Genomic DNA, 23,854 nt, shown 5'->3' on the forward strand with positions numbered 1-23,854 from the left:
TGTTCATCGGGTGCATTTCCACGGCGAATCTCACAGCGATTGATCAGCACTTCAGGCTCGGCCGAACTCGTCGTGAATCGCTGGGCTAACTACCGCCCGCTCGGAGAGCACCGCGCCCTATGGGATACTGAGGCTCCCCCTTGTCTGCTACCCCACCATGGTTGACTCCGCCCCCGAGCGCTGGCCCCATTCCGGCTTCGACCCCGCCGCGCGCGACGGCGACGGCCAGTTGCTGGCCGGCGACCACCTGCTGCGGATGTGGTGGCGCCGCCCGGAGGTGGCGCCGGTGGACGAATCGTGCGACGCCGAGCGAGCGCTGCATGCGGCGTTGATCGCCGAGCCACGGCGGGCCGTGCCAGCCAGCGAGCTCGCCGCCTTGCAAGACCCCGATGCCCGCGACAACTACGCCGTGGTGCTGGCCATGCGCGAGCGCCTGCTTGCCGCGCCGACCATCGAGGCGGCCTATCTGGATATCTTCCGCGAGGGCAACGTCAGCGTGCCACCGGTGTTTATCGACCAGCTCGCGCACCTGATCGTGCACGGCATCCTGCATGACAGTGACAAGCCGGATCCGATGGAGTGGCGCGCCGCGGAGTTGTTCTCCCGCGCACAGAAGGTGTCGCTGCAGGAAGGCGGGGTGATGCTGGCCGATACCGCCACCGTCGAGCTGCACGCGTCGGGCAGTGTCTACGGCGAGCTAGGCCGCATGCTGGCCGAAGCGCAGGTCCCGGCGCGCAAGGTGGAACTGGATGTGCTGGATCGCGATAACGCGCAGGCTTACTGGGGACGCAGCGAACGCCACGACACGGTGATCCGCTTTGCCAGCGGCAGTGCGGCGCTGGCGGCGTTCAGCCGCGTGCTCGCGCGTTGGGTGCGGCATTTCTTCGGGGTGGAGGTGACGGTGATGCCGCTCTCCGCGATCGAGGACCGGCAATGGGCCTGGCATATCGGGCTGGACGCGCAGGCCACGCTGTTGCTCAATGACCTGTATCGCGGTGTGGAACTGGAGCCGGTGCGGCAGCGGCGCATCTTGTCGCTGTTCCGGCTGGATTTTGCCGATCCATCCGTGGTGCGCCCGGATGTGGCTGGCCGGCCCGTCTACCTGGCGGCGGCGATGAGCGAGGCCGGGATCCTCAAGGTGAAGCCGCAGAATCTGCTGCTGAACCTGCCTCTGGCCTCGATCTCGTAGCCGCTGGCCGCAGCAGCACCACGGCCAGCAGGAGGAGCCACGTCCGCGCCATCAACGGCGCCATTCGCGGTCGCGGTCATGGTCATGTTCGTGCCAATCACGCTCGCGCCGATCGCGTTCACGCCACTGCCGCTCGCGCCATTCGCGTTCGCGCCAGGCGCGCTCGCGCACACCGGGGCCGTAGTAGCCGGGGCCATAGTAACCAGGGCCCGCCACTACCACCGGCTGCGGTTGCACATACACTGGGGCCGGTTCATAGACTGGCGCGGCCTGGTACACGGGGGCTGGCTGGTAGACCGGAGCCGGCGCGACAAACACCGGGCCGGGCAAGCCGATGCCGATGTCCACATCCACGCGGGCAGATGCGGCGCCGGAAGCAAGGCCTGCAACAGCAGCAATGGCGCAAAGGGTGGCAAATTTCCGCACGGGTGGCTCCGGTTAGTGATTGGCTCCACTGTAGATCGGCGCGCCGATGTCAGGTATTAGCGGGGTAATACAACTGTGTCTTCTTGTAACGTTTGATGCTTAATTTCCAAAGCATCCTTGCGTGTGGTATGGCGACAAGCATCAGGCGCCGCGCCATTGCAGCCGCCGTCCCAGCCACGGCGCCAGCGCCGACGTTGCCACCCCCAGCGCGATCAGCGCCAGCCCGGCCGACAGATCCGCCGAGATCCGCTCCTGGAACGCCACCGCCGAGACCACCAGCCCGATCAGCGGCACGCACAGCATGGCGATCGAGGTGGCTGCAGGCGGCAAGGCCTGCGTCATGTTGAGCACCACGATAAAGGTCAGCGCGGTGGCCAGCGGTCCGGTGTAGAACAGCAGCGGCCAGATCTGCGGCACTTCGAGGAAGTGGGGCGCGCCGTCACGCAGCAGTGCCAGCACCACCAGCGGCACCGAGGCCACGGCGGTTTCCCACGGGATCATGTCCGCGCCCAGGCGCACCGTGCGGTTGGCGCGCAGCTGGATGATGCTGAGCGACCAGGCCAGCGACGCGCCGAGCAGCATCACAAGGCCCACGGCGGTATGCAACTGCCAGTCCCGCACGGCCGGGGCGATCATCAGCGCGATGCCGGCATAGCTCAGGCCGGTGGCGATCCACTGCGGGCGCGACAGCCGCTCCTTGAGCACCAGCGACGACAGCGGAATCACCCACACCGAGGTGGCATAGGCGATCACCGAGGCCCGCCCCGGCGGCACGTACTGCAGCGCCCACAGCGCCAGCGCGGTGAAGGCCGCCATCTGCAGCAGGCCCACGCCGATCACCAGCGGCCATTCCTGCCGCGTGGGCAGGCGCAGCCGGCGAAACGCGCCCAGCACCAGGAAGCTGATGGCGGCGGCCGAGACGAAGCGCGCTGCGGCAAACCAGAGTGGGCTGACGTGGGTCAGGCCCAGCTTCATGACCGGCCAGTTGCCGCCCCAGATCGCCACGGCGCAGGCGAGGGGAATAAACCGGCGCCATCCTTGTTGTGCTTGCATGCTTCGACTCGACGCTTTGAACAGTTTGTCCCGCCGCCACGAGCTGGGAAGGGGGAGGCTGGAAAGTCTACGGTTTATTGCGCCGCAGCAAAAACCGAAGGCGGCTGCAAATGCGTGTCGTTGCGGCATAGAATGCTGCTATACGAATAAACAGGAGCGCAACGTGCTGGACATCGACCTGGACGCCACGGATATCCGGATTCTCAACGAGCTGCAGCGAGACGCCAGCCTGACCAACGTGGAACTGGCCAGCCGCGTCAGCCTGTCGCCCTCGCCCTGCCTGGCGCGGGTCAAGCAGCTGGAAAAGCAAGGCGTGATCTCGCGCCGTGTCACGCTGCTGGACGCGCGCCGGCTCGGCCTGAAGGTGGTGGTGTTTATCCAGATCTCGCTGGACAAGCAGCGCCGCGAAACCCTGGATGCCTTCGAGCGGCGCATCACCACGCTGCCGCAGGTGATGGAGTGCTACCTGATGTCGGGCGATGCGGACTACCTGCTGCGCGTGGTGGTGGCCGATGTGGAAGCGCTGGAGCGGCTGATCATCGACCAGATCACGCGCATTCCCGGCGTGTCCAGCATCCGCTCCAGCTTTGCGCTCAAGCAGGTCCTGTACAGCACGGCGTTGCCGCTGGGCTGATGGCCCGGTTCAGGACGACGCCCGCAGCGCTTCGCGCGCCGTGAGCGCCACCACGCTGTCGATGCGCGTGTCGGCGCAGGCCACGGCGATGCCGTCCGGCAGCAGCGGCGCGGCCAGCCGCGTCAGCACGTTGCCGGGTGGCAATTCCACCGCCAGGCGCACGCCGCATTCGCGCGCCAGCAGCATGGCCTCGTGCCAGCGTACCGGCACGGCAAGGTTGCGCGCCAGGTCGGCGGCGATGCGCGCCGGATCGCGCAGCTCGCGTGCCGCGCTAGCACTGAAGTAGCGCAGGCGCGGGCGGTTGATGCGCACACCCTCGAACGCGCGCGCGAGCCTGGTTGCCGCGCCGTCGAGCAGCGCGCAGTGCGAGGGCACGCTGATCGCAATGGGTTTGGCCGCGTGCGCGCCACTGTCCAGCGCCCGCTTCGCAACGCGCGCCATGGCCGCCGCGGCGCCGGCAATCACGAACTGGGCGGGCGCGTTGAGATTGGCCAGGTAGACCGGCGACGCCGGTCCGTGCACCTGCGCGATGATGCGCTCCAGCGGGCCCAGCTCCATGCCGAGGATCGCCGTCATGCCATAGCCGCTCGGATATGCCTGCTCCATCAGCCTTGCGCGCAGCGCCACCAGCCTCGCCGCATCGGCATGGTCCAGCACGCCTGCGCAGACCGCCGCCGGGAAGGCGCCGATCGACAGGCCGGCCACGGCATCGGGTTTGGCGCCTTCGGCAAGCAGGCAGCGCGCCATCGCCACGCCAGCGGTCAACAGGCACAACTGCACGGCCACGGTGGACGCGAGCTCGGCCGCGCTGTCCAGCGCCAGCACATCGCGCCCGAGCACTTCGCTGGTCTCGCTTACGGTCGCGCGCACGGCAGGGTGGTCGGGCAGCGCATGCAGCATGCCGGGGCGCTGGGCGCCTTGCCCCGGAAAGGTGAATAGTGTGCTCATGGCTGCGGCTGCCAAGGGTCCTGGCTCATGACAGGGCCAGTCGCCGTTTTGAGCAACACGCGGCCGCCGGTGCGCACGCGCTCGCGCAGTGCGAACGCGCCAAACGGCGTGGCCACCTGGATGTCGATGCGCGCTTGCGCATCGTCGAGCAAGGCAGCCAGGGTGTGGGCCAGTTCGGCCGAAAGCGGCGCGCTCGCCGTAACCAGCAGGTCCAGGTCGCTGCCCGCGTGCAGCACGTCGATGCTGCTGGCCAGCGTAAAGCCGACGCTGCCGGTCACGCCCCAGTCCACCTGCGCAGCATCCAGCGCTGGCGCGATGCGCGCCAGCGCGGCGAGCGCAGGCAATGCGGCGCGGCGCGGATGATCCCGCCAACGTGCCTGCCGCGCGAGCATGCCCGGCGTGACCACGCGCGCTACCTGCGCGGCGGGCAGCCACGCTGCGTGGCGCTGCGCGCGCGTGGTGCCGCGCAGCCCGACCGGGATGCGGCCATCGATGGCGCCATCGCGCCGCACCACCAGCGGGGCTTGCGCGAGCCAGTCGGCACTGGCCCACTGCGGCAGCGCATTGGCACGGGCGAAGCCTGGTGCGTCCGCGAGCCACAGCAGGTCATGCGGCAGGAGCGTGCTTGTGGTCATCTCATGCGCCGGTCGTGCAATGGCTCAGTCCTGCCACTGGTGCGCGAGCACTTCGCGCACACGGCTGGAAGCCTGGCGGTTTTCTCCACCCAGGCGGCTGCGCAGATCCCGTTGCGGATCCGCCTGGATATCCGTCAGCGCGGCTTGCAGCGCGCCATGCACGGTATCGAGATCGGCCTCGTCGGGCAGCGCCGCGTGGTTGACGCTGACCCGCTTGCACAGCAGGCCCAGCGTGGCGTAGTTGCCAATGTCATACGCCATTGGCGGCACGGTGGCGGCGAAGCTCTCCAGGTCCTCCACGCTGCGCATGGTGATGCGCGCGGCGGCCTGCTTGCCCATGGCGTGTACCTGCACGCCGGCATCACTCAGCGCGATCAGGCGGTTGGCCTGGTAGCCGTGCGCGAGGAAGGCCCCCGACATGGCGCGCCCGACCAGCAGCGCGATCACCGGATGCCCTTGCAGCCGCGCCGTGGCGTAGGCATCGGCCGCGCCCGCCAGCGACTGATGAATGCCGAAGGCTTCCTCGCGCCGTCCATAAGCCTGGCTGGGCGTATCGACGATGGCCACGATGGGCCGCTTGATGGCGGCACCGCGGTCGGCCTGCACGATCTCGTGCACGGCGCGCGCCAGCGACCAGCCTTCGAGCAGGCCGACTTCGCCGTCGCGCACGCGCGGGTAGGCGTTGGTGGGGTCGGGCACCACGGCGATAAAGCGTGCCGGCTGGCCGGCCAGTTCGGCGTCGGCTACCTGCACGGTGGCGGGATAGCCGGGGCGGCGCGCAGCGTTGCGCGTCAGCGCGGCGAGCCAGGCCTCGCCGCGGCCCTGCGTGTTTGCTGAACTCATGGCGTTGCTCCGTGTGTGTAGATGGTGCGGACGGTTTGCGGCTCCGGCTGGCGCGCCGGATCGTATTCGGCCAGCCGTTGCAGGTAATGCGCGTAGCGCTCGCTGCGGTGCACGGCCGGCACGCCTTGTGCCAGGACCTCGCGCACCGTGGTGCGAATGGCATCGCTGTCATCCTCCACGTAGCGATCCGCCAGGCCCGTGGCAATGCGTTGCTCGCCCCCGGTAAAGCTCCAGATAAAGGGCCGGTCACGCGAATCGTATTCGGCAATGCCCGCTTCCTGCTCGATCACCGCCGGCCCGTTCAGGCCGAGGCGAGCCTCGCGCGTCACCACCAGGCAGCTGCACAGGCCGGCCGCGATCGACATGCCGCCGAAGCAGCCCACGGTGCCGGCGATCACGCCTACCACTGGCTGGTAGCGGCGCAGGTCGACGATGCCCGCGTGGATCTCAGCGATGGCTGCCAGTCCCAGGTTGGCCTCCTGCAGCCGCACGCCGCCGGTCTCGAACAGGATCACCGCGCGCGTGGGCACGCCGCGCCGGTTGTCCTGCGCCGCCAGCTCCAGCGCGCCGGCGATCTTGGCGCCGCCCACTTCGCCCAGGCTGCCGCCCTGGAACGCGCCTTCGATGGCGAGGACCACCGCAGGATGGCCGTCGATGCGGCCCTTGGCCACCACCACGCCGTCATCCGCCTGCGGCACCACGCCCTGGCGTTCGAGCCACGGCGAGACCAGCTGGTCGAAGGGGCCGGCGAGTTCGCGCAAGGTGCCGGGATCGAGCAGCGCATGCACGCGGGCGCGCGCGCCGAGCTCGACGAAGCTCTCGCGGTTCAGCAGCGATGCGTGGTTCATGCTTGCTCCTTGCCATCGCCGCCGAGCGCTTCGAAAGCTTGCGCCAGCCGCATGCCCACCACGCCCGGCGTGGCGCCGAAATCATGGATGCGGATGCGCATCGCGGCGCGCGGCTCGGCGCTGAACACGCGCGAGAGCTGCGCGTCCCAGACCTTGCCGTAGCCGTCCACCGACGTGGTGACATGAACCAGCGTGGTGCCGGGCGTGCCGGGCTCCACCATGACTTCGAGATCGCCGGAGCCGACCACGCCAACCAGCACGCGCTGGCTTGCCGGCGCGCCGGCGGGATATTCGAACTGAAGCTGTTCCATTATTTGTCTCCTTGCACGGGGGCATTGGCCGGCCGCGCTGCGGGTGGCAGCCGGTCCAGGAAGAAAGTGGCGGCGAGCAGGTCCGCAGCGCCGCCGGGAGAGGCGTTGCAGGCCAGCATGCCGCCTTCGAGCTGGCGCAGCAGGCGGCGGCCGGCCAGCGTGCCGATGCCGCCCGCTGCCAGCACCCGGCTCGCGCCTTGCTGCATCAGCGCCAGCCCTTCGCGGCCGGCGCGGGCCAGCACGCAGGTGTCGTCGAGCCGCTGCATGATCGCCAGCAATGCATTCACGCGCGCGCTGGGCTCGGCGTCGCCGCGCGCCCGGCTGCGCATCAGCTCGGGCAGGCCAGCGCGCAGCACATGCGGAAAGCCCGCCTGCGCCTGGCCGCGCGCGCCGGCGACGCCATAGTCGATGCAGGCGCGTTCGCCCTTGTTGCCCGTGCGCGCGGGACGGTGCCGGTCGGGCAAGCGTGCGATGGCGCCCGCGGTGCGGGCTATGCCATGCGCGCTATGTCCATGCCGGTGCAAGCCCGCCGCGCCGACCAGCAGCCCCAGGCTCCAGATCGCGCCGCGATGCGTGTTGATGCCGCCGGTGGCGCGCATCATCGCGGCCTCCGCTTCGCGGCCCAGCGCACCGAGCCGCTCGCGCAACGCCACGCTGGGCTGCGCCGCGCACATGCCCGCCGCCGCCATCTCGGCAAAGGCGGGATGCAGCGCGCGCGCCGAGGCGCGCATCAGGTCCAGGTTGAGGTCGGCGTGGGCGCCATTGCCGCGGCCATCCACCAGCCCGGGCTTGGGCGACAGCGCGGCCTCGTCGATCAGTGCCTTGACGGCGAGATCGGCCAGCGCGATGGCGCCGGGGTTGAAGGCATCGTCACGGTGCCCGGCAGGTAACGCGAGGCTTGCCATCACCAGCTCCGGAAGCGTGCCGGCGGCTCGTACAGCCCGCCGGACCAGTCGACCAGGTCGGCCATGCTCTTGGCCGCCAGCAGCGAGCGCGTAGCCTGGCTGCGCTGCACGCCGAGGTCTTCGGGCAGCGCGATCAGGCCATCGCTGCGCATGCGGCGCGTGGTGCTGGTGTCGTGGCGCAGGCCGATCGGCGTCACCCCGGCCACAGCCGCCAGCATGGCGCGGCGCTCCTCCAGCGAGCGTGCCTTGTAGAGATAGGCGATGCCTTCCTCGGTCAGCACGTGCGTTACGTCGTCGCCGTAGATCATCACCGGCGCCAGCGGCATGCCGCTGTCCTTGGCCACCTGCACCGCATCGAGCGATTCGACAAAGGTCGGCTTGCCGCCAGCCTGGAAGGTCTCCACCATCTGCACCACCAGCTTGCGGCCGCGCGCGAGCGGGTCGTCGGTCTCGATCAGGTCGAGCCACGCCGGCGTGGGATGACGCCGGCCGCCCGGGTTGTGGCCCATGTTGGGCGCGCCGCCAAAACCGGACAAGCGCCCGCGCGTGACCGTGGAGGAGTGGCCGTCGCCGTCGATCTGCAGCGTGGAGCCGATGAACAGGTCCACCGCGTACTGGCCGGCAAGCTGGCAGAAGGCGCGGTTGGAGCGCATCGATCCATCCGCGCCGGTGAAGAACACATCCGGGCGCGCGGCCACATAGTTCTCCATGCCGAGCTCGCTGCCAAAGCTGTGCACGCTCTGTACCCAGCCCGACTCGATGGCAGGGATCAGCGTGGGGTGGGGGTTGAGCGTCCAGTACTTGCAGATCTTGCCCTTGAGGCCGAGCGACTCGCCATAGGTCGGCAGGATCAGTTCGATGGCAGCGGTGTTAAAGCCGATGCCATGGTTGAGCGACTGCACCTGGTGGCGCTCGTACACGCCGCGGATCGCCATCATGGCCATCAGCACATGCACCGGCTTGATCAGGCGCGGGTCGCGCGTGAACAGCGGCTCGCAGAAGAAGGGTTTGTCGGCCTGCACCACGTAGTCGATCCAGGAGCCGGGGATATCCACGCGCGGCAGCCCGGCGGGGTCATCCACGATCTCGTTGACCTGGGCCACCACGATGCCGTCGCGGAAAGTCGCGGCCTCCACCAGCGCGGGCGTGTCCTCGGTGCTGGCGCCGGTGTAGAGGTTGCCGTCGCGGTCGGCCTTGTAGCCGGCGATCAGCACGATGTTGGGCGTCAGGTCCACATAGAGCCGCGCGTACAGTTCGATGTAGGTGTGGATGGCGCCGACCTCAAGCTGGCCATCTTCCAGGAACTGCGAGATGCGCAGGCTCTGCGCGCCGGCAAAAGCGAAGTCCAGTTTCCTGGCGATGCCGCGCTCGAACAGGTCGAGATGCTCCACCCGGCTCACGCTCGGGATGATCATGTGCAGGCCGTGGACCTTGGCCGGGTCCACCTCGGCCAGCGAGCGCGAGAGGAAGTCGGCCTGCTTCTGGTTGTTGCCCTCCAGCACCACGCGGTCGCCCGGCGCGGTGATGGCTTCGAGGAATGGGACGATGTCGGCGGTGGGCACGACCCGGCCGCTGGCAAAGGCGGCGCCGCGTGCCATGCGTCGGCGCTTTTCGCTGCGGCGGGTGTCCCACTGTCGGTCCGTGGCTGGGTTCGGCATCGCGTCTCCGGTGTGCTTGCTGCAAGGAATGGCACCAAGATACGCAGCGCGCGCAGCGCAAGCAATGACGCCCGGCGCGGCATCGTTACTCTAGGTGTAAGTGTCGGCGGCCCGACATGCAAGGCGTCTGGCCCCGGCCTGGGGCGCACAGTACGCCGCCACACCAAGCACGCAAGAGCCGGCCTGGTCACTAGTGCGCCGGATGGCGGCGTCCCGCCATTAATCCCACGCTAACGATTCTCCCGCCGGGTTGATTGATGCAGCGCGATGGCTGGCCTAGATTGCATCCATCAAACCTAGAACCAGCCCGCGCGCAACCCTGCCGACGGGCCAACAGGAGACAGCACCATGATCATCTACGGAACCGCCTTGCTGGCGCTCTGCCACCTCATCGGCTTGTTCCTTGGGGAACTGCTTGGCATGGCGATCGGCGTCAAGGCCAATGTGGGCGGCGTCGGCATTGCCATGCTGCTGCTGATCTCGATACGGCTCTTGCTGCACGGGCGCGGCCTCCTGCCCAAGGAGACCGAAGCGGGCGTTGGCTTCTGGGGCGCGATGTACATCCCGGTGGTGGTAGCGATGGCGGCGCAGCAGAACGTGGTCGCCGCGTTGCGCGGCGGGCCGGTAGCCCTGATCGCGGCAGTCGGCGCGGTGCTGGTCTCGGCCTGCTGCATCGCGGTGCTCAGCCGCACCGGCGACCACGCGCCATTGCCGCCGCTGCCCTCGCCGGAAGCCACCCCCAGCCACGCATCGCGCTAAGGACACTGCCATGCCGCATTCCATTTCGCACATCATCGAGAACATCCTGCTGCAAAACGCCCTGGTCACCGCGTTTGCCGCGGTTGGCATCATCATGTGGCTGTCGTCAAGGCTCTCGCGCTGGCTGACCGTCGGACGCGTCCACGCCTCCGCCATTGCCATCGTGATCGGCCTGCTGCTGGCCTACTATGGCGGCATCGTCACCGGCAAGGAAAAAGGCTTGGCCGACCTCTCGCTGTTCTCCGGCATCGGCCTGATGGGCGGCGCCATGCTGCGCGACTTCGCCATCGTCGCCACCGCCTTCGAGGTGCAGGTGACCGAGGCGCGCAAGGCCGGGCTGGTCGGCGCGGTGTCGCTGCTGCTCGGCACCATCCTGCCGTTTATCGTGGGTGCTGCCGTGGCGCGCGCCTTCGGCTACAGCGACGCGGTCAGCATGACCACCATCGGCGCGGGCGCGGTGACGTATATCGTGGGACCGGTCACCGGCGCGGCGCTGGGCGCCAGCTCCGACGTGATCGCGCTGAGTATTGCCACCGGGCTGATCAAGGCCATCATCGTGATGGTCGGCACGCCCATGGCGGCAGGCTTCCTCGGGCTGAACAACCCGCGCGCCGCGATGGTGTTTGGTGGGTTGGCGGGTACCGTCAGCGGTGTTTCCGCCGGGCTGGCCGCGACGGACCGCAGGCTGGTGCCGTATGGTGCGCTGGTGGCTACGTTCCACACCGGCCTGGGGTGCCTGCTGGGGCCGTCGTTGTTGTTTTTGGCGACCAAGGCGGTGGTGGGCTAGGCGGTGTCCTGAGAGGAGAGGCGCTCGTTGCAGCGGTTGACAAGCTCGCTTGCCGGATTTGCGATTTGCCCGCTGCAGCGACTGCGTCGATGTGCCCCCAGATTAGGATCTCGTCGTGCTGCGCAATTGGGAGTGTTCACGGATGGTTGTCCCCCGGCTTGATGGGGATGAGACTTCTCGCGTCTTCCGCACTTAGCCATCCCATCCCCGCGCGGCACTGAATTTCGATCCGCCTCGGTGGGAGGCTCTCTTGACGCCCGATTGCGCACCGTTCCCACCTCTGCGCACGGAACAGCATCGGTAAGTCGTCAGTCTCGGAACTGGCAAGCACGGACACTTCCTTCTTCAGTATCACTAGCGTAGGGAAATCGCTGCTGCGCTGTACTTCGCGGATGCTGTGCAGGTATTCGTTCTCGACCTGGAGCTTGTGGACATAGCTTGTCGCCGATGCGCCGCCTACTAACAGCGCAGGTACGACGAGCCGGAGGAGCCAGTTGGTCCAATGGGAGGCAGGGCTCCGAAACCAGAAAATGCCGGCAAGCAGGAAGAGGACTGCTGCGCCAAGCGACCAGGACGCAATTTGCACAAGTCGCTGCCCAGAACAATCTTCTCCGCAAATCGGGATAAATCGAGCGAGCGGCAAAGACGCCAAGAACCCAATGACTGTCCCGACGGTACTTAACAAGACAACGGAGGTCACGCGTCTCACTTGATCTCCCAAAACAGTATTTCGCTGGCGTTGCCCAGATCAGAGTAAAAGGGCGTGGCATTGACGCCTACCGCAAAGCGCAGGAAGTTGGTTACGGCGCCCCGACCACTGCTTGACGTCATCCTGGAGCCATTCCAGAGGTCAATATGACCGCCAGTTGCGTTGGACTGGCCTGAGCGCCTCCAATAGTCTCTGAATGCAACGATGCCAGTACGACCCTTGATTCTCCTCTGCCATTCAGCACCGGTGATATTTTCCGGTACACCAATGCCGGCGAACGGCTTTAGCCGAAGCCAGTCCGACATTTCCGAAGCAAGGACTGCTGTCCGCCTGCCTTCCAGGCGAATCTGCCCTTTGCCGCGGAAGGACTTCATTTCGATGCCCATCTTGTGAAGGGTCACGCTTAGGCGTATCGCGCATTGATTCTCGAAGCCCGGAGGTACTTCCCCCGTTTTGGCATCAACATACGGCGTTCCATTCGGAAAGGCCGCCCACAACTCAGCAAAGGTAACAACTTTTACCTGCGCCTTCAACTCGGAGTTTCTTGTCGTATTGGTTGTGACTCTCGTTTCCTTGTTAGGCATCTACGTCTCCGATGTGCATCGCAGGAGCCTCGTCTCCCCAATAAACGATGTAAGTATTGCCTGTTGGCGTAGCGACACGTGGCAGGTGTCCAGATTCATTCGTGTAGCCAAAGAGACTACGTCCGTCAGTCGTCTCGATAAAGTACGGATAGTCGGCCACCGCCTTGTCCTGATTTTGCGCGACCACCATCTCATCGAGTTGCTCGCTTTGACCGGCGGATTCCTCGCTCCCCCAAGCTGTGCTCGCCGGTGACCTGCCTGGTCCGGATACCGCCTGCGCGGTGAAACGCATTGAGTGCGACCTGGTCGACGCGATGAGCCGTGGTGGCGTCGGGCATTTGCAAATGCATAAGTCACCGTCCAGGTTGGCCTGCCGTCCGTCCGGGCCCGTCCATGGTCGATATGGCGGCATGCACTTGGTATGGCCCATTGAGTTGCAAACCGGGCATCAGACGGGATCGCCCTCAAAGGCGACGGGTAGAGAGGGGCTTCCCATGCATATTGTGGGTGTGCCACCCTCCACCCGGCCTCCAGTCGTGGTCACGTCGCCGTGTCGAACAAAGTACCGTATCAGGATGATCACTTTCCCAGCCTCTCGGTGCGTTTTTCAAAGAATGGCTTGCGCGCTCCCATGGCTTCTCCATTTTTGATTCAAATACGTGCACCAATTGGTGCCGCTGTGGCAGCGTAACGCAGTAAGAGAGTGGAAAGGTCTGCATTTGCATGCGGAAATTTCTACTTTCCGCCATGTCATTTCCGGATGCGTGCCTGACGCCCACATTGGGTTCGCTACAAGGGCTTGGCCGAGGATTCGGTGCAACTGCGGCTCTTCGTCAGGTGTGCGTGGCAAAGTGCAGAGAGGCTATTGCATAAACGTGCCCACGGGTTCGCACTGAGTGCGAGTGCAGAACCCGTTCGAATGGCTGTCAGGTGGAAGCGCCTGTGCGGCGCCCTATGGGACGCCGGAGGTGTCACCAACACGTACCCCACAAGCGTTGGCGCAGATGTCGTTGTCGGAAATTACTTAGCTCGGCACCCGCATCGCCAGCCGGCAAACCGCCGCCAGCGCCAGCAAGTTCGGATCCCGCTCGCGCCGCCGCAAGAAGCTCAGGCCAATGGTCTGGCGCAGCCGGTACTGCGAGGACAGCGGAACCAGCGTCACCTTGTGCGCAAACACGTCGCGCACGCGCCCGGGCAGCAGCGCGTAGCCCACGCCGCCGCTGACCAGGTTCATCAGCGAGAAGATGTCGCCGACCTTCATCACCACATTGGGGGTGAAGTCGGCGATGCGAAAGGCGTCCATGAAGCCCTGGTAGGTGATGAAGCCTTCGCTGAGCGTGACGAAGGGCTCGTCCCGGCATTGCCGCAGGTCGATGGAGGCTTGCCGCGCATAAGGCGAATCCGCCGGTGCGGCGAAGTAGATTTCGTCTTCGAACAGCGCAATGGATTCGATCTCGGGGTCCGGCTCGGGCATGGCCATCAACGCGGCGTCGATGGCGCCTTGCTTGAGCTTGAAGAGCAGGTCGGCGTTGGAGCCGAGCACCAGTTCGGCCTGTAGTTCGGGCCGCCTGACCTTGATGCCGATCACCACGTCGGGCACCGTGCGGATGGTCAGCGAATAGAGCGAGCCGATCTTCATGTGATCGGCCGAATACCCGGCGGCCTGGCGCGTGGCGCGGATGCCGTCGGCCATGGCCTTGATGACATCGGTGGCCACATCCGCCAGCACGTGCGCGGCTTCGGTCGGCAGCAGGTTGCGCCCTTCGTGGCGGAACAGCGCGCAGCGCATGCCTTCCTCCAGCGAGTGCAGTGCGCGGTGCACGCTGACCGTGCTCACATCCAGCGCCTCGGCGGCCTTGGCGAGGTTGCCGGTCTCCATATAGGCGAGCAGGACTTCGAGCTTGCGCAAGGTGATTTCTTCGTTGATCCGGTTTCGCATGGGAGGGGCGGCGTTCGTGCGTGCGGTGGCGGTGACCGGAGCATGATAACCAGATTCGATGCCGGATGGCTCGGGGGCGCTCTTCAGTCCAGGTTCAGGTTCGAGGCGCGGATGGTTTCCCCCCAACGTCTTTGCTCGCTGGCGACGAACATGGCGAAACTCGCCTGCGGCTGTCCGCCGGCCAGTCCCCCCATCTCCTTGAACCTGGCCGCCACCTCGGGGTCGCGCATGACATTCGCGAGGCTGGCCTGGAGCTTGGCGACCACCGCGGGCGGCGTGCGCGCCGCGGCGAATATGCCCAGCCAGCCCATCACCACGAAATCGTTCACGCCTGCCTGCGCCATGGTTGGCACGTCCGGCAGGCCGGGCAGGCGCTCGGCGCTGGTGAGCGCCAGTGCGCGCAGCTTGCCCGCGCGGACGTGCGGCAGCGCCTGCGTCAGGTTGTCGAACATGAAGGTGATTTCCCCGGACAGCAGCGCGGTGGTGGCCGGGGTCGAGCCACGGTAGGGCACGTGGATGACCTCGGTTGCGGTACGCATGCGGAACAGCTCGGCGGTGAGGTGCGTGGTCTGCCCAATGCCGGCGGAGCCATAGGAGAGCTGGCCGGGTTGTTTCTTCAGTTCCGCGCGCAGGTCGGCCACGGTCTTGATGGGCGATTGCGCGTTGACCACCAGCACGTTGGGAAACGAGATCATGTCGGTGATCGGCACGAAGTCCTGAGGCCGGTAGCTCAGGTGCTTGTAGGCACTGTAGTTGATGGCGTGGGAGCCGGTGTTGCCGACCAGCAAGGTGTAGCCATCCTCCGGTGCGCGCAGCAGGGCCTGCGTGCCGATGATGCCGCCGCTGCCGGGGCGGTTGTCGACGATGACCGGCTGGCCCAGCATGGCGCTGAGCTTTTGCGCCACCAGCCGGGTCGGGATGTCGGCGGTGCCGCCCGGCGCGCCCGGCACGATGATCGTGACAGGGCGTTCGGGCCATGCCGGCTTGGCCAGGGCCGTGCCGGCGGCTGGCAGTATCGCGGCCGCATACAGGGTAAGAGTGGCCGCGCGCAGGGCGACGGCGGAAAACCTGCCGAACAGCTGGATGCGCATGGGGGTGTCTCCTCCGGTAGGCATGATTGCCCACCTGCGAGCGTGGCGGCCGGCAGTCCGGCTCGAAGGTGATGGCGGGGATGCGGCAACGGCCGCCGCATCCCCGTTGCGACGGCTGTGCCTTTAGCGCGGCGCCATGCGGATCGCGCCGTCGAGCCGGATGGTCTCCCCGTTGAGCATGGCGTTCTCCAGGATATGCAGCGCTGTCGAGGCGAATTCATCCGGCATGCCGAGCCTTGCCGGATGCGGCACCGAGGCGCCCAGCGAGGCGCGCACGTTTTCCGGCAGGCGTGCCAGCAGGGGTGTATCGAACAGCCCCGGGGCAATGGTGCACACGCGGATCATGCGCTGGGCCAGGTCGCGCGCCGCTACCAGCGTCATGCCGACGATGCCGGCCTTGGCGGACGCATAGGGGATCTGCCCGATCTGCCCTTCATAGGCCGCCACCGACGCCGTCAGCACGCACGCGCCGCGCTCGCCGTCGACCAGCTCGTTGCGGGCCATGCGCGCGGCGGCCAGGCGCAGCGTGTTGAAGGTGCCGACGAGATTGATGCGCACGATCGATTCGTATTTTTCCAGCGAGCCGGGCTGGCCGTCCTTCTCCACCAGGCGCACCGGGCCGCCCACGCCAGCGCAATGGATCAGCGCGCGCATGGTGCCGAGCGTGTCGGCCGTGTCGAACACGCGGGTCATCTGTGCGGTGTCGCAGACATCGGCCTGGACAAAGCGGGCGAGCGCGCCGAGCTCTTGCACGGCGGCCGCACCGTTCTCTTCGGACAGGTCGGCGATCACCACGGCGACGCCGCGTTCAGCGAGGCGGCGCGCGCAGGCGAGGCCCAGCCCGGAGGCGCCCCCGGTGACGACGGCGGACAGGTTGGCAAGCTTCATCTGGTATCTCCTCGTTCTCGTTCTGGATATGGGTGCGTGCCGGCTCAGAGCCGTTCGATGATGGTGGCGTTGGCCATGCCACCGGCTTCGCACATCGATTGCAGGCCGTAGCGCCCGCCGCTGTCTTCCAGCGCGTGCAGCATGGTGGTCATCAGCCGCGCGCCCGAAGCGCCCAGCGGGTGGCCGAGCGCGATCGCGCCGCCACGCGGGTTCAGGCGTGCCGGGTCGGCGCCCAGCGCGCGCTGCCACGCGAGCGGCACGCAGGCAAAGGCCTCGTTGATCTCGTAGTGTGCAATCGCATCGAGCGCAAGGCCGCTCTTCGCCAGTGCGCGCCTGCTCGATGGGATCGGCGCGGTCAGCATGGTCAGAGGGCTGTCGCCGCAGGCATCGAAGGCGACGAAGCGCGCGCGGGCGTTCAGGCCCAGGCGGGAGGCGGCGCGCTCGCTCATCAGCAAGATGGCGGCGGCGCCGTCGCTGATCTGCGAGGCATTGCCGGCGGTCACATGCCAGCCGATCTGCGGGAAGCGCTGGCCGAGCGACTCGTCGCGGAAGGACGGCGCCAGCGTGGCCAGGCGTTCGGCGGTGGTGGCGGGGCGGATGGTCTCATCGTGCGCGACGAGACCCGCGGCGGTACGGATCGGCAGGATCTCGCGGTGGAAGGCGCCGGCCTCGCGCGCCTGGTGCGCGCGCTGGTGCGATTGCGCGGCGTACTGATCGAGATCGCCGCGTGACAGTTCCCACTGCGCCGCGACCAGCTCCGCCGCGACCCCTTGCGACACCAGCCCGGGCGCATAGCGCGCCTCGAACGACGGGCCGTACGGATTCTGCCCAATGCGCCCCGAGCCCATCGGCACGCGGCTCATGGATTCGATGCCGCAGGCAATCACGATGTCGTAGGCCCCCGCCATGATGCCTTGCGCGGCAAAGTGCACGGCCTGCTGGCTGGAGCCGCATTTGCGGTCGATGGTGGTGGAGGGCACATGCTCCGGGAATCCCGCCGCCAGCCAGGCCACGCGGCCGGGCGTGGCGGATTGCTCACCCACTTGGCTCACGCATCCGGTGATGACGTCTTCCACCAGCCCGGGGTCCAGCTGGTTGCGCTCGACCAGCCCCGCCAGCACCTGCGCCAGCAGCTCCGTGGGATGGAGTTCGGTGAAGGCCGAGCCGGGCTTGGCGCGGCCCATGGGCGAACGGATGGCGTCGACGATGACGGCTTGCTGCATGGCGGGTCTCCAATGACTCTTGATGGAAATGGGAACGACGTTGGATCAGCTGCCGGTGAACTCGGGCTTGCGCTTGTCCAGGAAGGCCGACACCGCCTCGCGGTGATCCGAGGTCTGGTGCGACAGCGCCTGGAAGCCGGCCGACAACTCCAGCAGCGTATCCAGCCGGGTATGCAAGGCCTCGCGCAGCAGGCGCTTGGCCAGCCGCACCGCATGCGGCGGATTGGCGGCAATGCGTTCGGCCAGTTCATTGGCGGTGGGTAGTAGCTGGTCCGGCGGCACCACGCGCGAGACCAGGTTCCACTCCAGCGCCTGGCGCGCATCGATGACCTGTCCGGTGAAGGTCAGCTCGGCGGCGCGCGCAAGGCCGATTACGCGCGGCAGCAGCCAGGCGCCGCCATCGCCCGGAATGATCCCCAGCTTGACGAAGCTCTCGGCAAACTGCGCCTGCTCGGACGCAATGCGCATGTCGCACATGCAGGCCAGGTCTAGGCCCGCACCCATGGCCGCGCCGTTGACGGCGGCAATCACCGGTACCTCCAGGTTGAACAGCGCCAGCGGCAGGCGCTGGATGCCCAGGCGATAGTCCTGGCGAATCTCCATGCCGGGGACCTGGCCCGAAGCCTGGCGTTCCATGTCGCGGATATTGCCACCTGAGGAGAACGCGGTGCCGGCGCCGGTGATGATCACCGCGCGCACGCTGGCGTCGCGGTGGATGCGGTCGATGGCCTCCAGGAAGTCGGCCACGGCGGTGTTGCCGGTGAGGGGGTTGCGCCGCTGCGGCTCGTTCATGGTCAAGGTCACGATGTGGCCCTGCTGCTCGTAGCGCAGGAAGCTTGTCATGCCGGTCTCCGGTCGTTGTTGTTGTCGTTGTCGTTGTCGTTGTCGTCGTCGTCGTCGTCGTCGTCGCCTTGGCTCGGGACGGCCGGCGCGGCGCCGCCGACAATCGCTTGTCCAAAAGGCTAAGGGACCGTGCCCTCGGGTGTCCAATATTCATTTCGGCGATGCCGATATCCCGCATATATCGGCGCCAGCGCTGTTTGGCGTCGCCGCGAGCCTGGATGCGCAAGGCAGGTTCAACTGGCGATGCGACTTTCATGTGCTTCCCGCATCGCCCTGCATCGGCTCGTATCAACGGGGATTGCTTTGTAGTGTGATAATTTGCATCCTAACTATATGGCTGCTATCATTCCGTCCATGTCTTCCATCGACGCCCTCCGTTTCGCCTTTACCGGCCAGCTCATGCTGGCCGGGCGCCAGTGGCGCCACATTTCGCAGGGCGCCGTCACCGCCTACGGGATTTCCGCCGCCGCAGCGGGGCCCTTGCTGTTTATCCGCCGCCTTGGCGGCGGCGTGCGCCAGGTCACCCTGGCCGACTATGTCGGGCTGGAAGGGGCATCGCTGGTCCGTCTGGTTGACCAGCTCTCCGCCGCCGGCCTTGTGCGCCGGGAAGTGGATGCGAACGATCGGCGGGCCAACGCGCTCTGGCTCACCGACGCCGGCGAGGCGCTCGCCGAAAAAATCGAGGTCGAGCTCAAGCAGCTCCGCGCCAGCGTCTTCGCTGGCGTCAGCGAGCAGGACTTCGAGGGCGCCATGCGCGTGCTCAACGCGCTCGCCCAAGCGGCCGAGTCCGCGCCCACCACTGCTTTCGGGTCGTAAGAACATGGTCAGCTGGCCCACCGGACGGGACTGGATCTTCTCCCTCAAAGCCTTTGCAGCGGCCATGCTGGCGCTGTTCATCGCCCTGTACCTCGGCTTGCCGCGCCCGTACTGGGCCATGGCCTCCGTGTATATCGTGGCGCATCCGCTCACCGGCGCGACGCGCTCCAAGGCACTGTATCGCGTGCTTGGCACGCTGCTTGGCGCGGCAGCGTCCGTCGCCATCGTGCCGCCGCTGGTCAATGCGCCAGTGCTGCTGATGGCAGCGGTGGCGCTATGGACCGGCATCCTGCTCTATGTCGCGCTGCTGCACCGCACGCCGCGCAGCTATGTGTTCATGCTGGCTGCCTATACGCTGCCGATGGTGGCTTTACCCTCGGTGAGCGATCCCTCGGGCGTGTTCGACATCGCCGTGGCGCGGGCCGAGGAAATCTGCCTGGGCATCGTGTGCGCGAGCATCGTCGGCTCGACCATCTTCCCCGCCAAGGTGGCCACGGTGCTCGGCCAGAAATCCGCCCAGTGGCTGGCGGACGCCGCGCTATGGGCCACCGATATGCTCTCGGCGCATCCGGCCGCGAAGGTGTCGCGCCATCACAGCCGCCATCGCCTGGCCGCCGACATCCTCGCGCTCGACCAGTTGATCAGCCATCTCTCCTACGACGCCGAAAGTGCCGCGCGCGTGAAGCACGCGCAGGAGTTGCGTGGCCGCATGACCATGCTGCTGCCCGTGCTGTCGTCGCTGGCTAGCGTGGTGGACGCCTTGCACCAGCACGCTGCGGGCATTCCGCAACGCCTGTCTCACAACATGGCGCTGGTGTCGGCATGGATCAGCGCGGGCGCGCAGGCGCCGCTGCCGGCGTTGCAGCTTTCCCAGGACGCGCCGATCGACGACGCCGGCCTGGAGCCGGGCAGTGCCGGGCCAGACTGGCACGCGGCGCTCGCCGCCACGGCCGAAGGCCGTCTGCGCGAGCTGATGGAGTTGTGGCAGGACTGCGTATCGCTGCAGCGCCGTATCGGCGAGGCCGCACCGCAGGGCGACTGGGCGCCGGTGTTCCGGCGCTGGGGCGTGGGCGCTGCGCGCCACTACGATCACGGCATGCTGCTGTTCTCCACCGCCACGACCGCGCTGGCGATCTTCAGCATGGGCATGGTGTGGATCTGGACAGGCTGGGCGGATGGCGCGGGCGCGGTCGCGCTGGGCGCGGTATCGTGCTGCTTCTTTGCCGCGATGGACGAGCCGGCGCCCATGATCCGCTCGTTCTTCCGCTGGAACGTGGTCTGCCTGGTGCTCGCCACCATCTACCTGTTCGTGGTTCTGCCGAACGCGCACGATTTCGAGATGCTGGTACTGATGTTCGCGGTGCCCTACCTGATCATCGGCGTGATGATGGCGCAGCCCAGGCTCGCGCTGATCGCCATGCCGCTGGCCGTGGTCACGGCCAACGATATCGGTATCCAGGGCGCCTACAACGCCGACTTCAACGCCTTCTTCAACGGCAACGTGGCCGGCATCGCGGGCATTCTGTTCGCGCTGGTGTGGACCCTGGTGGCCCGCCCCTTCGGCACCAGGGCCGCGGTGCGCAGGCTGGTGCGCGCCAGCTGGGGCGATATCGCCCGCAACGCCACCGGGCGCGAGCCGGGCGAACACGCGCATCTGCGTGCCCGCATGCTGGACCGCCTGGCGCAACTGGTGCCGCGGCTGGCGGCCAGCGAGGATGAAACCACCGGCGACGGCTTTACCGAAGTGCGCGTGGAGCTCAGCACGCTGGCGCTGCAGCGCGAACTGTCCGCGTTGGCGCCGGAGCACCAGCACTCGGTACGGCGTGTGCTGCAGGGCGTTGCCAGCTACTACCAGGCGCGCCTGGACGCCCGTGCCGAGGCGCCGCCGCAAGTGCTGCGCGACCGGCTGGCCAAGGCGATCCGCAAGGTTGCCTCGCGCGCCGACCAGGCTTCGCGCGAGGCCTTTGCCGCGCTGGTGGAAATGCATGTCGCGCTGTTTTCGGCGGCACCGGTGGCGATGAGCGCGGCCGGTGCCTTGCCCGCGGGCCAGGCGGCAGACCCAATGAGCAAGCAAGCGAGCAACAAGCAATGAGCGGTGAAGTCGACGTCTATGGTGTGTTTGTCCCGAGCCTGCTGGCGTGGATGCTGGTGGCGTTCCTGATCACCGCCTGCGCGCGTGCCGTGCTGGCGCATGTGGGTTTTTATCGGCTGGTCTGGCACCGGTCCCTGTTCAATCTGGCGTTATATGTGATCGTCCTGGGTGGCATCGTCTACCTGGCCTATCGGCTGCAGTCATGAAACTGAATCTTCGTACGCTTGGACCCATCGTCCTTACCCTTGTCGTCACCGCGGTCGCGGTCGTTGTCGTCAAGCACCTGTGGGATTACTACACGGTGGCGCCATGGACCCGCGACGGCCATATCCGCGCGGACGTGGTGCAGATCGCGCCGGACGTGTCCGGGCTGGTGACCAAGGTCCTCGTCAAGGACAACCAGCGCGTGCAGCGCGGACAGCCGTTGTTCGAGATCGACCGCGACCGCTTCGCGCTGGCCTTGCAGCAGGCGCAGGCCACGGTGGCGGCGCAAAGCGCCATGCTCGCGCAGGCGCGCCGTGAAGCCCGCCGCAGCCAGACCCTGTCCGAGGTCGTCTCCAAGGAAGTGGTGGAAGAAGGCTTGGCCAAGGTCCAGCAAGGCGAAGCCGCACTGGCGCAGGCACAGGCCGCGGTCAACCTCGCCAAGCTCAACCTGGAGCGCACCAGCGTGCTCAGCCCGGTCGACGGCTACCTGAACGACCGGCTGCCGCGCCTGGGCGACTACGTCAACACCGGCCGCCCCGTGCTGTCGATGGTGGATGCGAATTCCTTCCACGTGGAAGGCTACTTCGAAGAAACCAAGCTGCACGGCATCCATATCGGCAATCCGGTGGACATCCGCATCATGGGCGAATCCCGCGTGCTGCATGGCCACGTGCAGAGCATTGCCGCCGGCATCGAGGACCGCGACCGCACCAACGGCTCCAACCTGCTGCCGAATGTGAATCCGACGTTCAACTGGGTCCGCCTCGCGCAACGCATCCCGGTGCGCATCGCGCTGGACGAACCGCCCGCCGACTTGCGCATGGTCGCAGGCCGTACCGCCACCGTGTCGGTGCGCGAGCCCTCGGCCCGGGACAAGGCGCAGGCCGGGCCTGAAGGCCAGAAGGATCAGAAGGACAAGCTCGCGCTGGCCGCCAAGGGAGCCGCCAGCCAGGGAGGCGCGCAGTGAACACGTTGCGCAAAGCCCTGCTGCCGGCGCTGGTGCCGCTGCTGTTTGCCGCCTGCACCACGGTCGGGCCCGACTACCATGTGCCGGACAACGCCGCCGTGAAGGCGCAAGCGGCCAACGGCCCGCTGCTCGGCACGAACAACCCCGCCGTATCGATTGCCGAGGTGCCCGATGGCTGGTGGCGCCTGTACGACGATCCGAAGCTCGACCAGCTGGTGCAGCAGGCGCTTGTCGCCAATACCGATCTGCGCGTGGCCGCGGCCAACCTGAAGCGCGCCATCGCGGTCTACCACGAGGTGGAGGCGGAGAACCTGCCGGAAGCCAGGCTCTCCGCCGGCGCGGAGCGCGGGCAGATCGCCGGCGAGCCGCTGCTCAAGGAAGAGAAGATCCCGGTGATGAACTTTGGCGATGTCGGCTTCAAGGTTTCCTACCTGATCGACTTCTTCGGCAAGCTGGCGCGCGCGGATGAAGCGGCGCTGGCCGGCGCGCAAGCCAGCCAGGCGGCACTCGACCAGGCCCGTATTGGCGTGGTGGCCGAGACCGTGCGCGCTTACGTGCAGGGCTGCGCTGCCACGCATGAACTGACCGTGGCCGAGCATCAGCTGGCGTTGCAGAGCCGCGGCGTCGAGCTGGCCCGCAAGATGGTCGATGCCGGGCGCGGGCAGCCGCTGGACCTGCTGCGCGCACAGGCGCAGGCCGACGTACTGCGCGCGGCCTTGCCGCGCTTCAAGGCCGAGCAAGAGGGCGCGGCCTACCGGCTGGCGGTGATGCTGGGCAAGCCGCCCAGCGCCACCTCGCAGGCGGAGTACGCCTGCCACGAAGAACCCAGGCTGCGCCAGGCGCTGCCCGTGGGCGACGGCGCCGCACTGCTCAAGCGCCGCCCCGACGTGCGCCAGGCCGAGCGTGAACTCGCCTCGGCCACGGCCAAGATCGGTGTTGCCACGGCGGATCTGTACCCGTCCATCCGCATCGGCGCCTCCGCCGGCTTCACCGGCATCCTCGACCACCTCGGCCAGGCACCGACCGCGCACTGGGGCTATGGCCCGCTGATCACCTGGAACATCCCGACCAGCGGCACGCGCGCCCGCGTCCACGGCACCGAAGCCGGTGCCGAAGCGGCGCTCGCCCACTTCGACGGCGTGGTGCTCAAGGCGCTGCGCGAAACGCAGTCAGCGCTGAGCAGCTACACGCGGGAGCTGGAGCGCACCCAGGCGCTGCGCGATGCCCGCGACAAGGCCAACGAAGTCGCGCGGCAGAACCGCCAGCTATACCAGGCCGGCCGCTCGCCGTACCTGTCCAGCCTGGATGCCGACCGCACGCTGGCCAGCACCGAAGCGTCACTGGCGGCGTCGGAAAGCCAGGTCGCGCTGGACCAGATCAATCTCTTCCTTGCGCTGGGCGGCGGATGGCAAAATGCGCCCAAGGTCGAGTCGCGCACGATGAGCGAGCAGGCGCACTGAACGAGCACCGGACGCGCGCTCGGCTGTCATCATGGTTAAAGC

Annotated in this window: 25 protein-coding genes; 9 read left to right on the forward strand and 16 right to left on the reverse strand. The window is 67.4% G+C overall.

Annotated elements, in window-relative coordinates; genetic code table 11:
• Positions 1 to 157 precede the first annotated feature (157 nt).
• Positions 158 to 1,189, forward strand: coding sequence for a DUF6352 family protein (locus tag RR42_RS02915; RefSeq protein WP_043343812.1), 1,032 nt, complete (start codon positions 158 to 160; stop codon positions 1,187 to 1,189).
• 51 nt (positions 1,190 to 1,240) lie between these two features.
• On the opposite strand, the gene RR42_RS02920 is transcribed toward RR42_RS02915, so the two are convergent.
• Together RR42_RS02920 and RR42_RS02925 are read right to left on the reverse strand one after the other, a co-directional pair.
• Entirely contained in the window at positions 1,241 to 1,615 is a 375-nt protein-coding gene (locus RR42_RS02920; protein WP_043343814.1) for a hypothetical protein, read from the reverse strand.
• A gap of 141 nt (positions 1,616 to 1,756) precedes the next feature.
• Positions 1,757 to 2,668, reverse strand: a complete 912-nt coding sequence (locus RR42_RS02925; RefSeq protein ID WP_043343818.1) for a DMT family transporter — start codon at positions 2,666 to 2,668, stop codon at positions 1,757 to 1,759.
• 163 nt (positions 2,669 to 2,831) lie between these two features.
• On the opposite strand from RR42_RS02925, the gene RR42_RS02930 reads away from it, so the two are divergent.
• A complete protein-coding gene (locus RR42_RS02930) occupies positions 2,832 to 3,302 on the forward strand; it encodes an Lrp/AsnC family transcriptional regulator (RefSeq protein ID WP_006158020.1) in 471 nt (156 codons plus the stop codon).
• Between the two features lie 9 nt (positions 3,303 to 3,311).
• Here RR42_RS02930 and mdcH read toward each other — a convergent pair whose 3' ends face one another.
• Genes mdcH through mdcA form a run of 7 tightly spaced genes read right to left on the reverse strand, consistent with a single transcriptional unit; the run spans position 3,312 to position 9,450 of the window.
• A complete protein-coding gene (gene mdcH, locus RR42_RS02935; RefSeq protein WP_043343823.1) occupies positions 3,312 to 4,250 on the reverse strand; it encodes a malonate decarboxylase subunit epsilon in 939 nt (312 codons plus the stop codon).
• The gene (locus tag RR42_RS02940) at positions 4,247 to 4,885 is read right to left on the reverse strand and encodes a malonate decarboxylase holo-ACP synthase (protein ID WP_043343827.1); all 639 of its coding nucleotides are present in this window, start codon (positions 4,883 to 4,885) and stop codon (positions 4,247 to 4,249) included. Before RR42_RS02940 ends, mdcH begins: the two co-directional genes overlap by 4 nt.
• Positions 4,886 to 4,909: 24 nt before the next feature.
• Positions 4,910 to 5,728 carry a biotin-independent malonate decarboxylase subunit gamma gene (gene mdcE, locus RR42_RS02945; protein WP_043343831.1) on the reverse strand — a complete coding sequence of 273 codons (819 nt, stop codon included), beginning with the start codon at positions 5,726 to 5,728 and terminating at the stop codon, positions 4,910 to 4,912.
• Positions 5,725 to 6,576: a biotin-independent malonate decarboxylase subunit beta gene (locus tag RR42_RS02950; RefSeq protein WP_043343835.1), complete on the reverse strand. Its 852-nt coding sequence runs from the start codon at positions 6,574 to 6,576 to the stop codon at positions 5,725 to 5,727. The genes mdcE and RR42_RS02950 overlap by 4 nt, the downstream gene beginning before the upstream one ends.
• Positions 6,573 to 6,887, reverse strand: coding sequence for a malonate decarboxylase subunit delta (locus RR42_RS02955; RefSeq protein ID WP_043343838.1), 315 nt, complete (start codon positions 6,885 to 6,887; stop codon positions 6,573 to 6,575). Before RR42_RS02955 ends, RR42_RS02950 begins: the two co-directional genes overlap by 4 nt.
• The gene (locus tag RR42_RS02960; RefSeq protein ID WP_043343842.1) at positions 6,887 to 7,792 is read right to left on the reverse strand and encodes a triphosphoribosyl-dephospho-CoA synthase; all 906 of its coding nucleotides are present in this window, start codon (positions 7,790 to 7,792) and stop codon (positions 6,887 to 6,889) included. Before RR42_RS02960 ends, RR42_RS02955 begins: the two co-directional genes overlap by 1 nt.
• A complete protein-coding gene (mdcA, locus tag RR42_RS02965; RefSeq protein WP_043343845.1) occupies positions 7,792 to 9,450 on the reverse strand; it encodes a malonate decarboxylase subunit alpha in 1,659 nt (552 codons plus the stop codon). Before mdcA ends, RR42_RS02960 begins: the two co-directional genes overlap by 1 nt.
• Before the next feature lie 348 nt (positions 9,451 to 9,798).
• Between mdcA and madL the strand changes: the two genes are divergently transcribed.
• Together madL and madM are read left to right on the forward strand one after the other, a co-directional pair.
• Complete coding sequence (gene madL, locus RR42_RS02970; protein ID WP_043343848.1) at positions 9,799 to 10,209, forward strand: malonate transporter subunit MadL; 411 nt, start codon at positions 9,799 to 9,801, stop codon at positions 10,207 to 10,209.
• Positions 10,210 to 10,219: 10 nt separating this feature from the next.
• Complete coding sequence (gene madM / locus RR42_RS02975; RefSeq protein ID WP_043343851.1) at positions 10,220 to 10,996, forward strand: malonate transporter subunit MadM; 777 nt, start codon at positions 10,220 to 10,222, stop codon at positions 10,994 to 10,996.
• Between the two features lie 705 nt (positions 10,997 to 11,701).
• On the opposite strand, the gene RR42_RS02985 is transcribed toward madM, so the two are convergent.
• The 7 genes from RR42_RS02985 to RR42_RS03015 form a co-directional block, all read right to left on the reverse strand.
• Positions 11,702 to 12,289 (reverse strand): type VI secretion system amidase effector protein Tae4, encoded by a 588-nt coding sequence (locus tag RR42_RS02985; protein ID WP_043343858.1) that lies wholly within the window; start codon positions 12,287 to 12,289, stop codon positions 11,702 to 11,704.
• Positions 12,282 to 12,581: a hypothetical protein gene (locus tag RR42_RS02990; RefSeq protein WP_144409730.1), complete on the reverse strand. Its 300-nt coding sequence runs from the start codon at positions 12,579 to 12,581 to the stop codon at positions 12,282 to 12,284. Before RR42_RS02990 ends, RR42_RS02985 begins: the two co-directional genes overlap by 8 nt.
• Positions 12,582 to 13,313: 732 nt before the next feature.
• Positions 13,314 to 14,228 (reverse strand): LysR family transcriptional regulator, encoded by a 915-nt coding sequence (locus RR42_RS02995; protein ID WP_043343861.1) that lies wholly within the window; start codon positions 14,226 to 14,228, stop codon positions 13,314 to 13,316.
• An 83-nt stretch (positions 14,229 to 14,311) separates the two neighbouring features.
• Entirely contained in the window at positions 14,312 to 15,319 is a 1,008-nt protein-coding gene (locus tag RR42_RS03000) for a Bug family tripartite tricarboxylate transporter substrate binding protein (RefSeq protein ID WP_052494418.1), read from the reverse strand.
• Between the two features lie 123 nt (positions 15,320 to 15,442).
• The gene (locus RR42_RS03005) at positions 15,443 to 16,207 is read right to left on the reverse strand and encodes an SDR family NAD(P)-dependent oxidoreductase (protein WP_043343863.1); all 765 of its coding nucleotides are present in this window, start codon (positions 16,205 to 16,207) and stop codon (positions 15,443 to 15,445) included.
• Between the two features lie 44 nt (positions 16,208 to 16,251).
• On the reverse strand, positions 16,252 to 17,430 hold the full coding sequence (locus RR42_RS03010) for a thiolase family protein (RefSeq protein WP_043343866.1): 1,179 nt from the start codon (positions 17,428 to 17,430) through the stop codon (positions 16,252 to 16,254).
• A 45-nt stretch (positions 17,431 to 17,475) separates the two neighbouring features.
• Positions 17,476 to 18,273, reverse strand: coding sequence for a crotonase/enoyl-CoA hydratase family protein (locus RR42_RS03015; RefSeq protein WP_043343868.1), 798 nt, complete (start codon positions 18,271 to 18,273; stop codon positions 17,476 to 17,478).
• Between the two features lie 354 nt (positions 18,274 to 18,627).
• On the opposite strand from RR42_RS03015, the gene RR42_RS03020 reads away from it, so the two are divergent.
• From RR42_RS03020 to RR42_RS03040, 5 genes are read left to right on the forward strand one after another with little or no spacing between them, the layout of a single operon-like run.
• Positions 18,628 to 19,089 carry a MarR family winged helix-turn-helix transcriptional regulator gene (locus RR42_RS03020; protein WP_043351256.1) on the forward strand — a complete coding sequence of 154 codons (462 nt, stop codon included), beginning with the start codon at positions 18,628 to 18,630 and terminating at the stop codon, positions 19,087 to 19,089.
• A gap of 4 nt (positions 19,090 to 19,093) precedes the next feature.
• Complete coding sequence (locus tag RR42_RS03025) at positions 19,094 to 21,181, forward strand: FUSC family protein (RefSeq protein WP_052494419.1); 2,088 nt, start codon at positions 19,094 to 19,096, stop codon at positions 21,179 to 21,181.
• A complete protein-coding gene (locus RR42_RS03030) occupies positions 21,178 to 21,387 on the forward strand; it encodes a DUF1656 domain-containing protein (RefSeq protein WP_043343871.1) in 210 nt (69 codons plus the stop codon). The genes RR42_RS03025 and RR42_RS03030 overlap by 4 nt, the downstream gene beginning before the upstream one ends.
• Positions 21,384 to 22,352, forward strand: coding sequence for an HlyD family secretion protein (locus RR42_RS03035; protein WP_043343874.1), 969 nt, complete (start codon positions 21,384 to 21,386; stop codon positions 22,350 to 22,352). Before RR42_RS03030 ends, RR42_RS03035 begins: the two co-directional genes overlap by 4 nt.
• On the forward strand, positions 22,349 to 23,812 hold the full coding sequence (locus RR42_RS03040) for an efflux transporter outer membrane subunit (protein ID WP_043343879.1): 1,464 nt from the start codon (positions 22,349 to 22,351) through the stop codon (positions 23,810 to 23,812). Before RR42_RS03035 ends, RR42_RS03040 begins: the two co-directional genes overlap by 4 nt.
• Positions 23,813 to 23,854 lie beyond the last annotated feature (42 nt).

The organism is Cupriavidus basilensis, assembly GCF_000832305.1.
In the GTDB taxonomy this organism is placed as follows: domain Bacteria; phylum Pseudomonadota; class Gammaproteobacteria; order Burkholderiales; family Burkholderiaceae; genus Cupriavidus; species Cupriavidus basilensis_F.

Coding starts and splice junctions, on each gene's coding strand:
- madM (WP_043343851.1), top strand. CDS start 10,220: ATGCCGCATTCCATTTCGCACATCATCGAGAACATCCTGCTGCAAAAC.
- madL (WP_043343848.1), top strand. CDS start 9,799: ATGATCATCTACGGAACCGCCTTGCTGGCGCTCTGCCACCTCATCGGC.
- RR42_RS02960 (WP_043343842.1), bottom strand. CDS start 7,792: ATGGCAAGCCTCGCGTTACCTGCCGGGCACCGTGACGATGCCTTCAAC.
- RR42_RS03005 (WP_043343863.1), bottom strand. CDS start 16,207: ATGAAGCTTGCCAACCTGTCCGCCGTCGTCACCGGGGGCGCCTCCGGG.
- RR42_RS03030 (WP_043343871.1), top strand. CDS start 21,178: ATGAGCGGTGAAGTCGACGTCTATGGTGTGTTTGTCCCGAGCCTGCTG.
- RR42_RS02985 (WP_043343858.1), bottom strand. CDS start 12,289: ATGCCTAACAAGGAAACGAGAGTCACAACCAATACGACAAGAAACTCC.
- RR42_RS03035 (WP_043343874.1), top strand. CDS start 21,384: ATGAAACTGAATCTTCGTACGCTTGGACCCATCGTCCTTACCCTTGTC.
- mdcH (WP_043343823.1), bottom strand. CDS start 4,250: ATGAGCACACTATTCACCTTTCCGGGGCAAGGCGCCCAGCGCCCCGGC.
- RR42_RS02950 (WP_043343835.1), bottom strand. CDS start 6,576: ATGAACCACGCATCGCTGCTGAACCGCGAGAGCTTCGTCGAGCTCGGC.
- RR42_RS03000 (WP_052494418.1), bottom strand. CDS start 15,319: ATGCGCATCCAGCTGTTCGGCAGGTTTTCCGCCGTCGCCCTGCGCGCG.
- RR42_RS02990 (WP_144409730.1), bottom strand. CDS start 12,581: ATGCGTTTCACCGCGCAGGCGGTATCCGGACCAGGCAGGTCACCGGCG.
- RR42_RS02940 (WP_043343827.1), bottom strand. CDS start 4,885: ATGACCACAAGCACGCTCCTGCCGCATGACCTGCTGTGGCTCGCGGAC.
- RR42_RS03025 (WP_052494419.1), top strand. CDS start 19,094: ATGGTCAGCTGGCCCACCGGACGGGACTGGATCTTCTCCCTCAAAGCC.
- RR42_RS02955 (WP_043343838.1), bottom strand. CDS start 6,887: ATGGAACAGCTTCAGTTCGAATATCCCGCCGGCGCGCCGGCAAGCCAG.
- RR42_RS02925 (WP_043343818.1), bottom strand. CDS start 2,668: ATGCAAGCACAACAAGGATGGCGCCGGTTTATTCCCCTCGCCTGCGCC.
- mdcA (WP_043343845.1), bottom strand. CDS start 9,450: ATGCCGAACCCAGCCACGGACCGACAGTGGGACACCCGCCGCAGCGAA.
- mdcE (WP_043343831.1), bottom strand. CDS start 5,728: ATGAGTTCAGCAAACACGCAGGGCCGCGGCGAGGCCTGGCTCGCCGCG.
- RR42_RS02915 (WP_043343812.1), top strand. CDS start 158: ATGGTTGACTCCGCCCCCGAGCGCTGGCCCCATTCCGGCTTCGACCCC.
- RR42_RS02995 (WP_043343861.1), bottom strand. CDS start 14,228: ATGCGAAACCGGATCAACGAAGAAATCACCTTGCGCAAGCTCGAAGTC.
- RR42_RS03020 (WP_043351256.1), top strand. CDS start 18,628: ATGTCTTCCATCGACGCCCTCCGTTTCGCCTTTACCGGCCAGCTCATG.
- RR42_RS03015 (WP_043343868.1), bottom strand. CDS start 18,273: ATGACAAGCTTCCTGCGCTACGAGCAGCAGGGCCACATCGTGACCTTG.
- RR42_RS03010 (WP_043343866.1), bottom strand. CDS start 17,430: ATGCAGCAAGCCGTCATCGTCGACGCCATCCGTTCGCCCATGGGCCGC.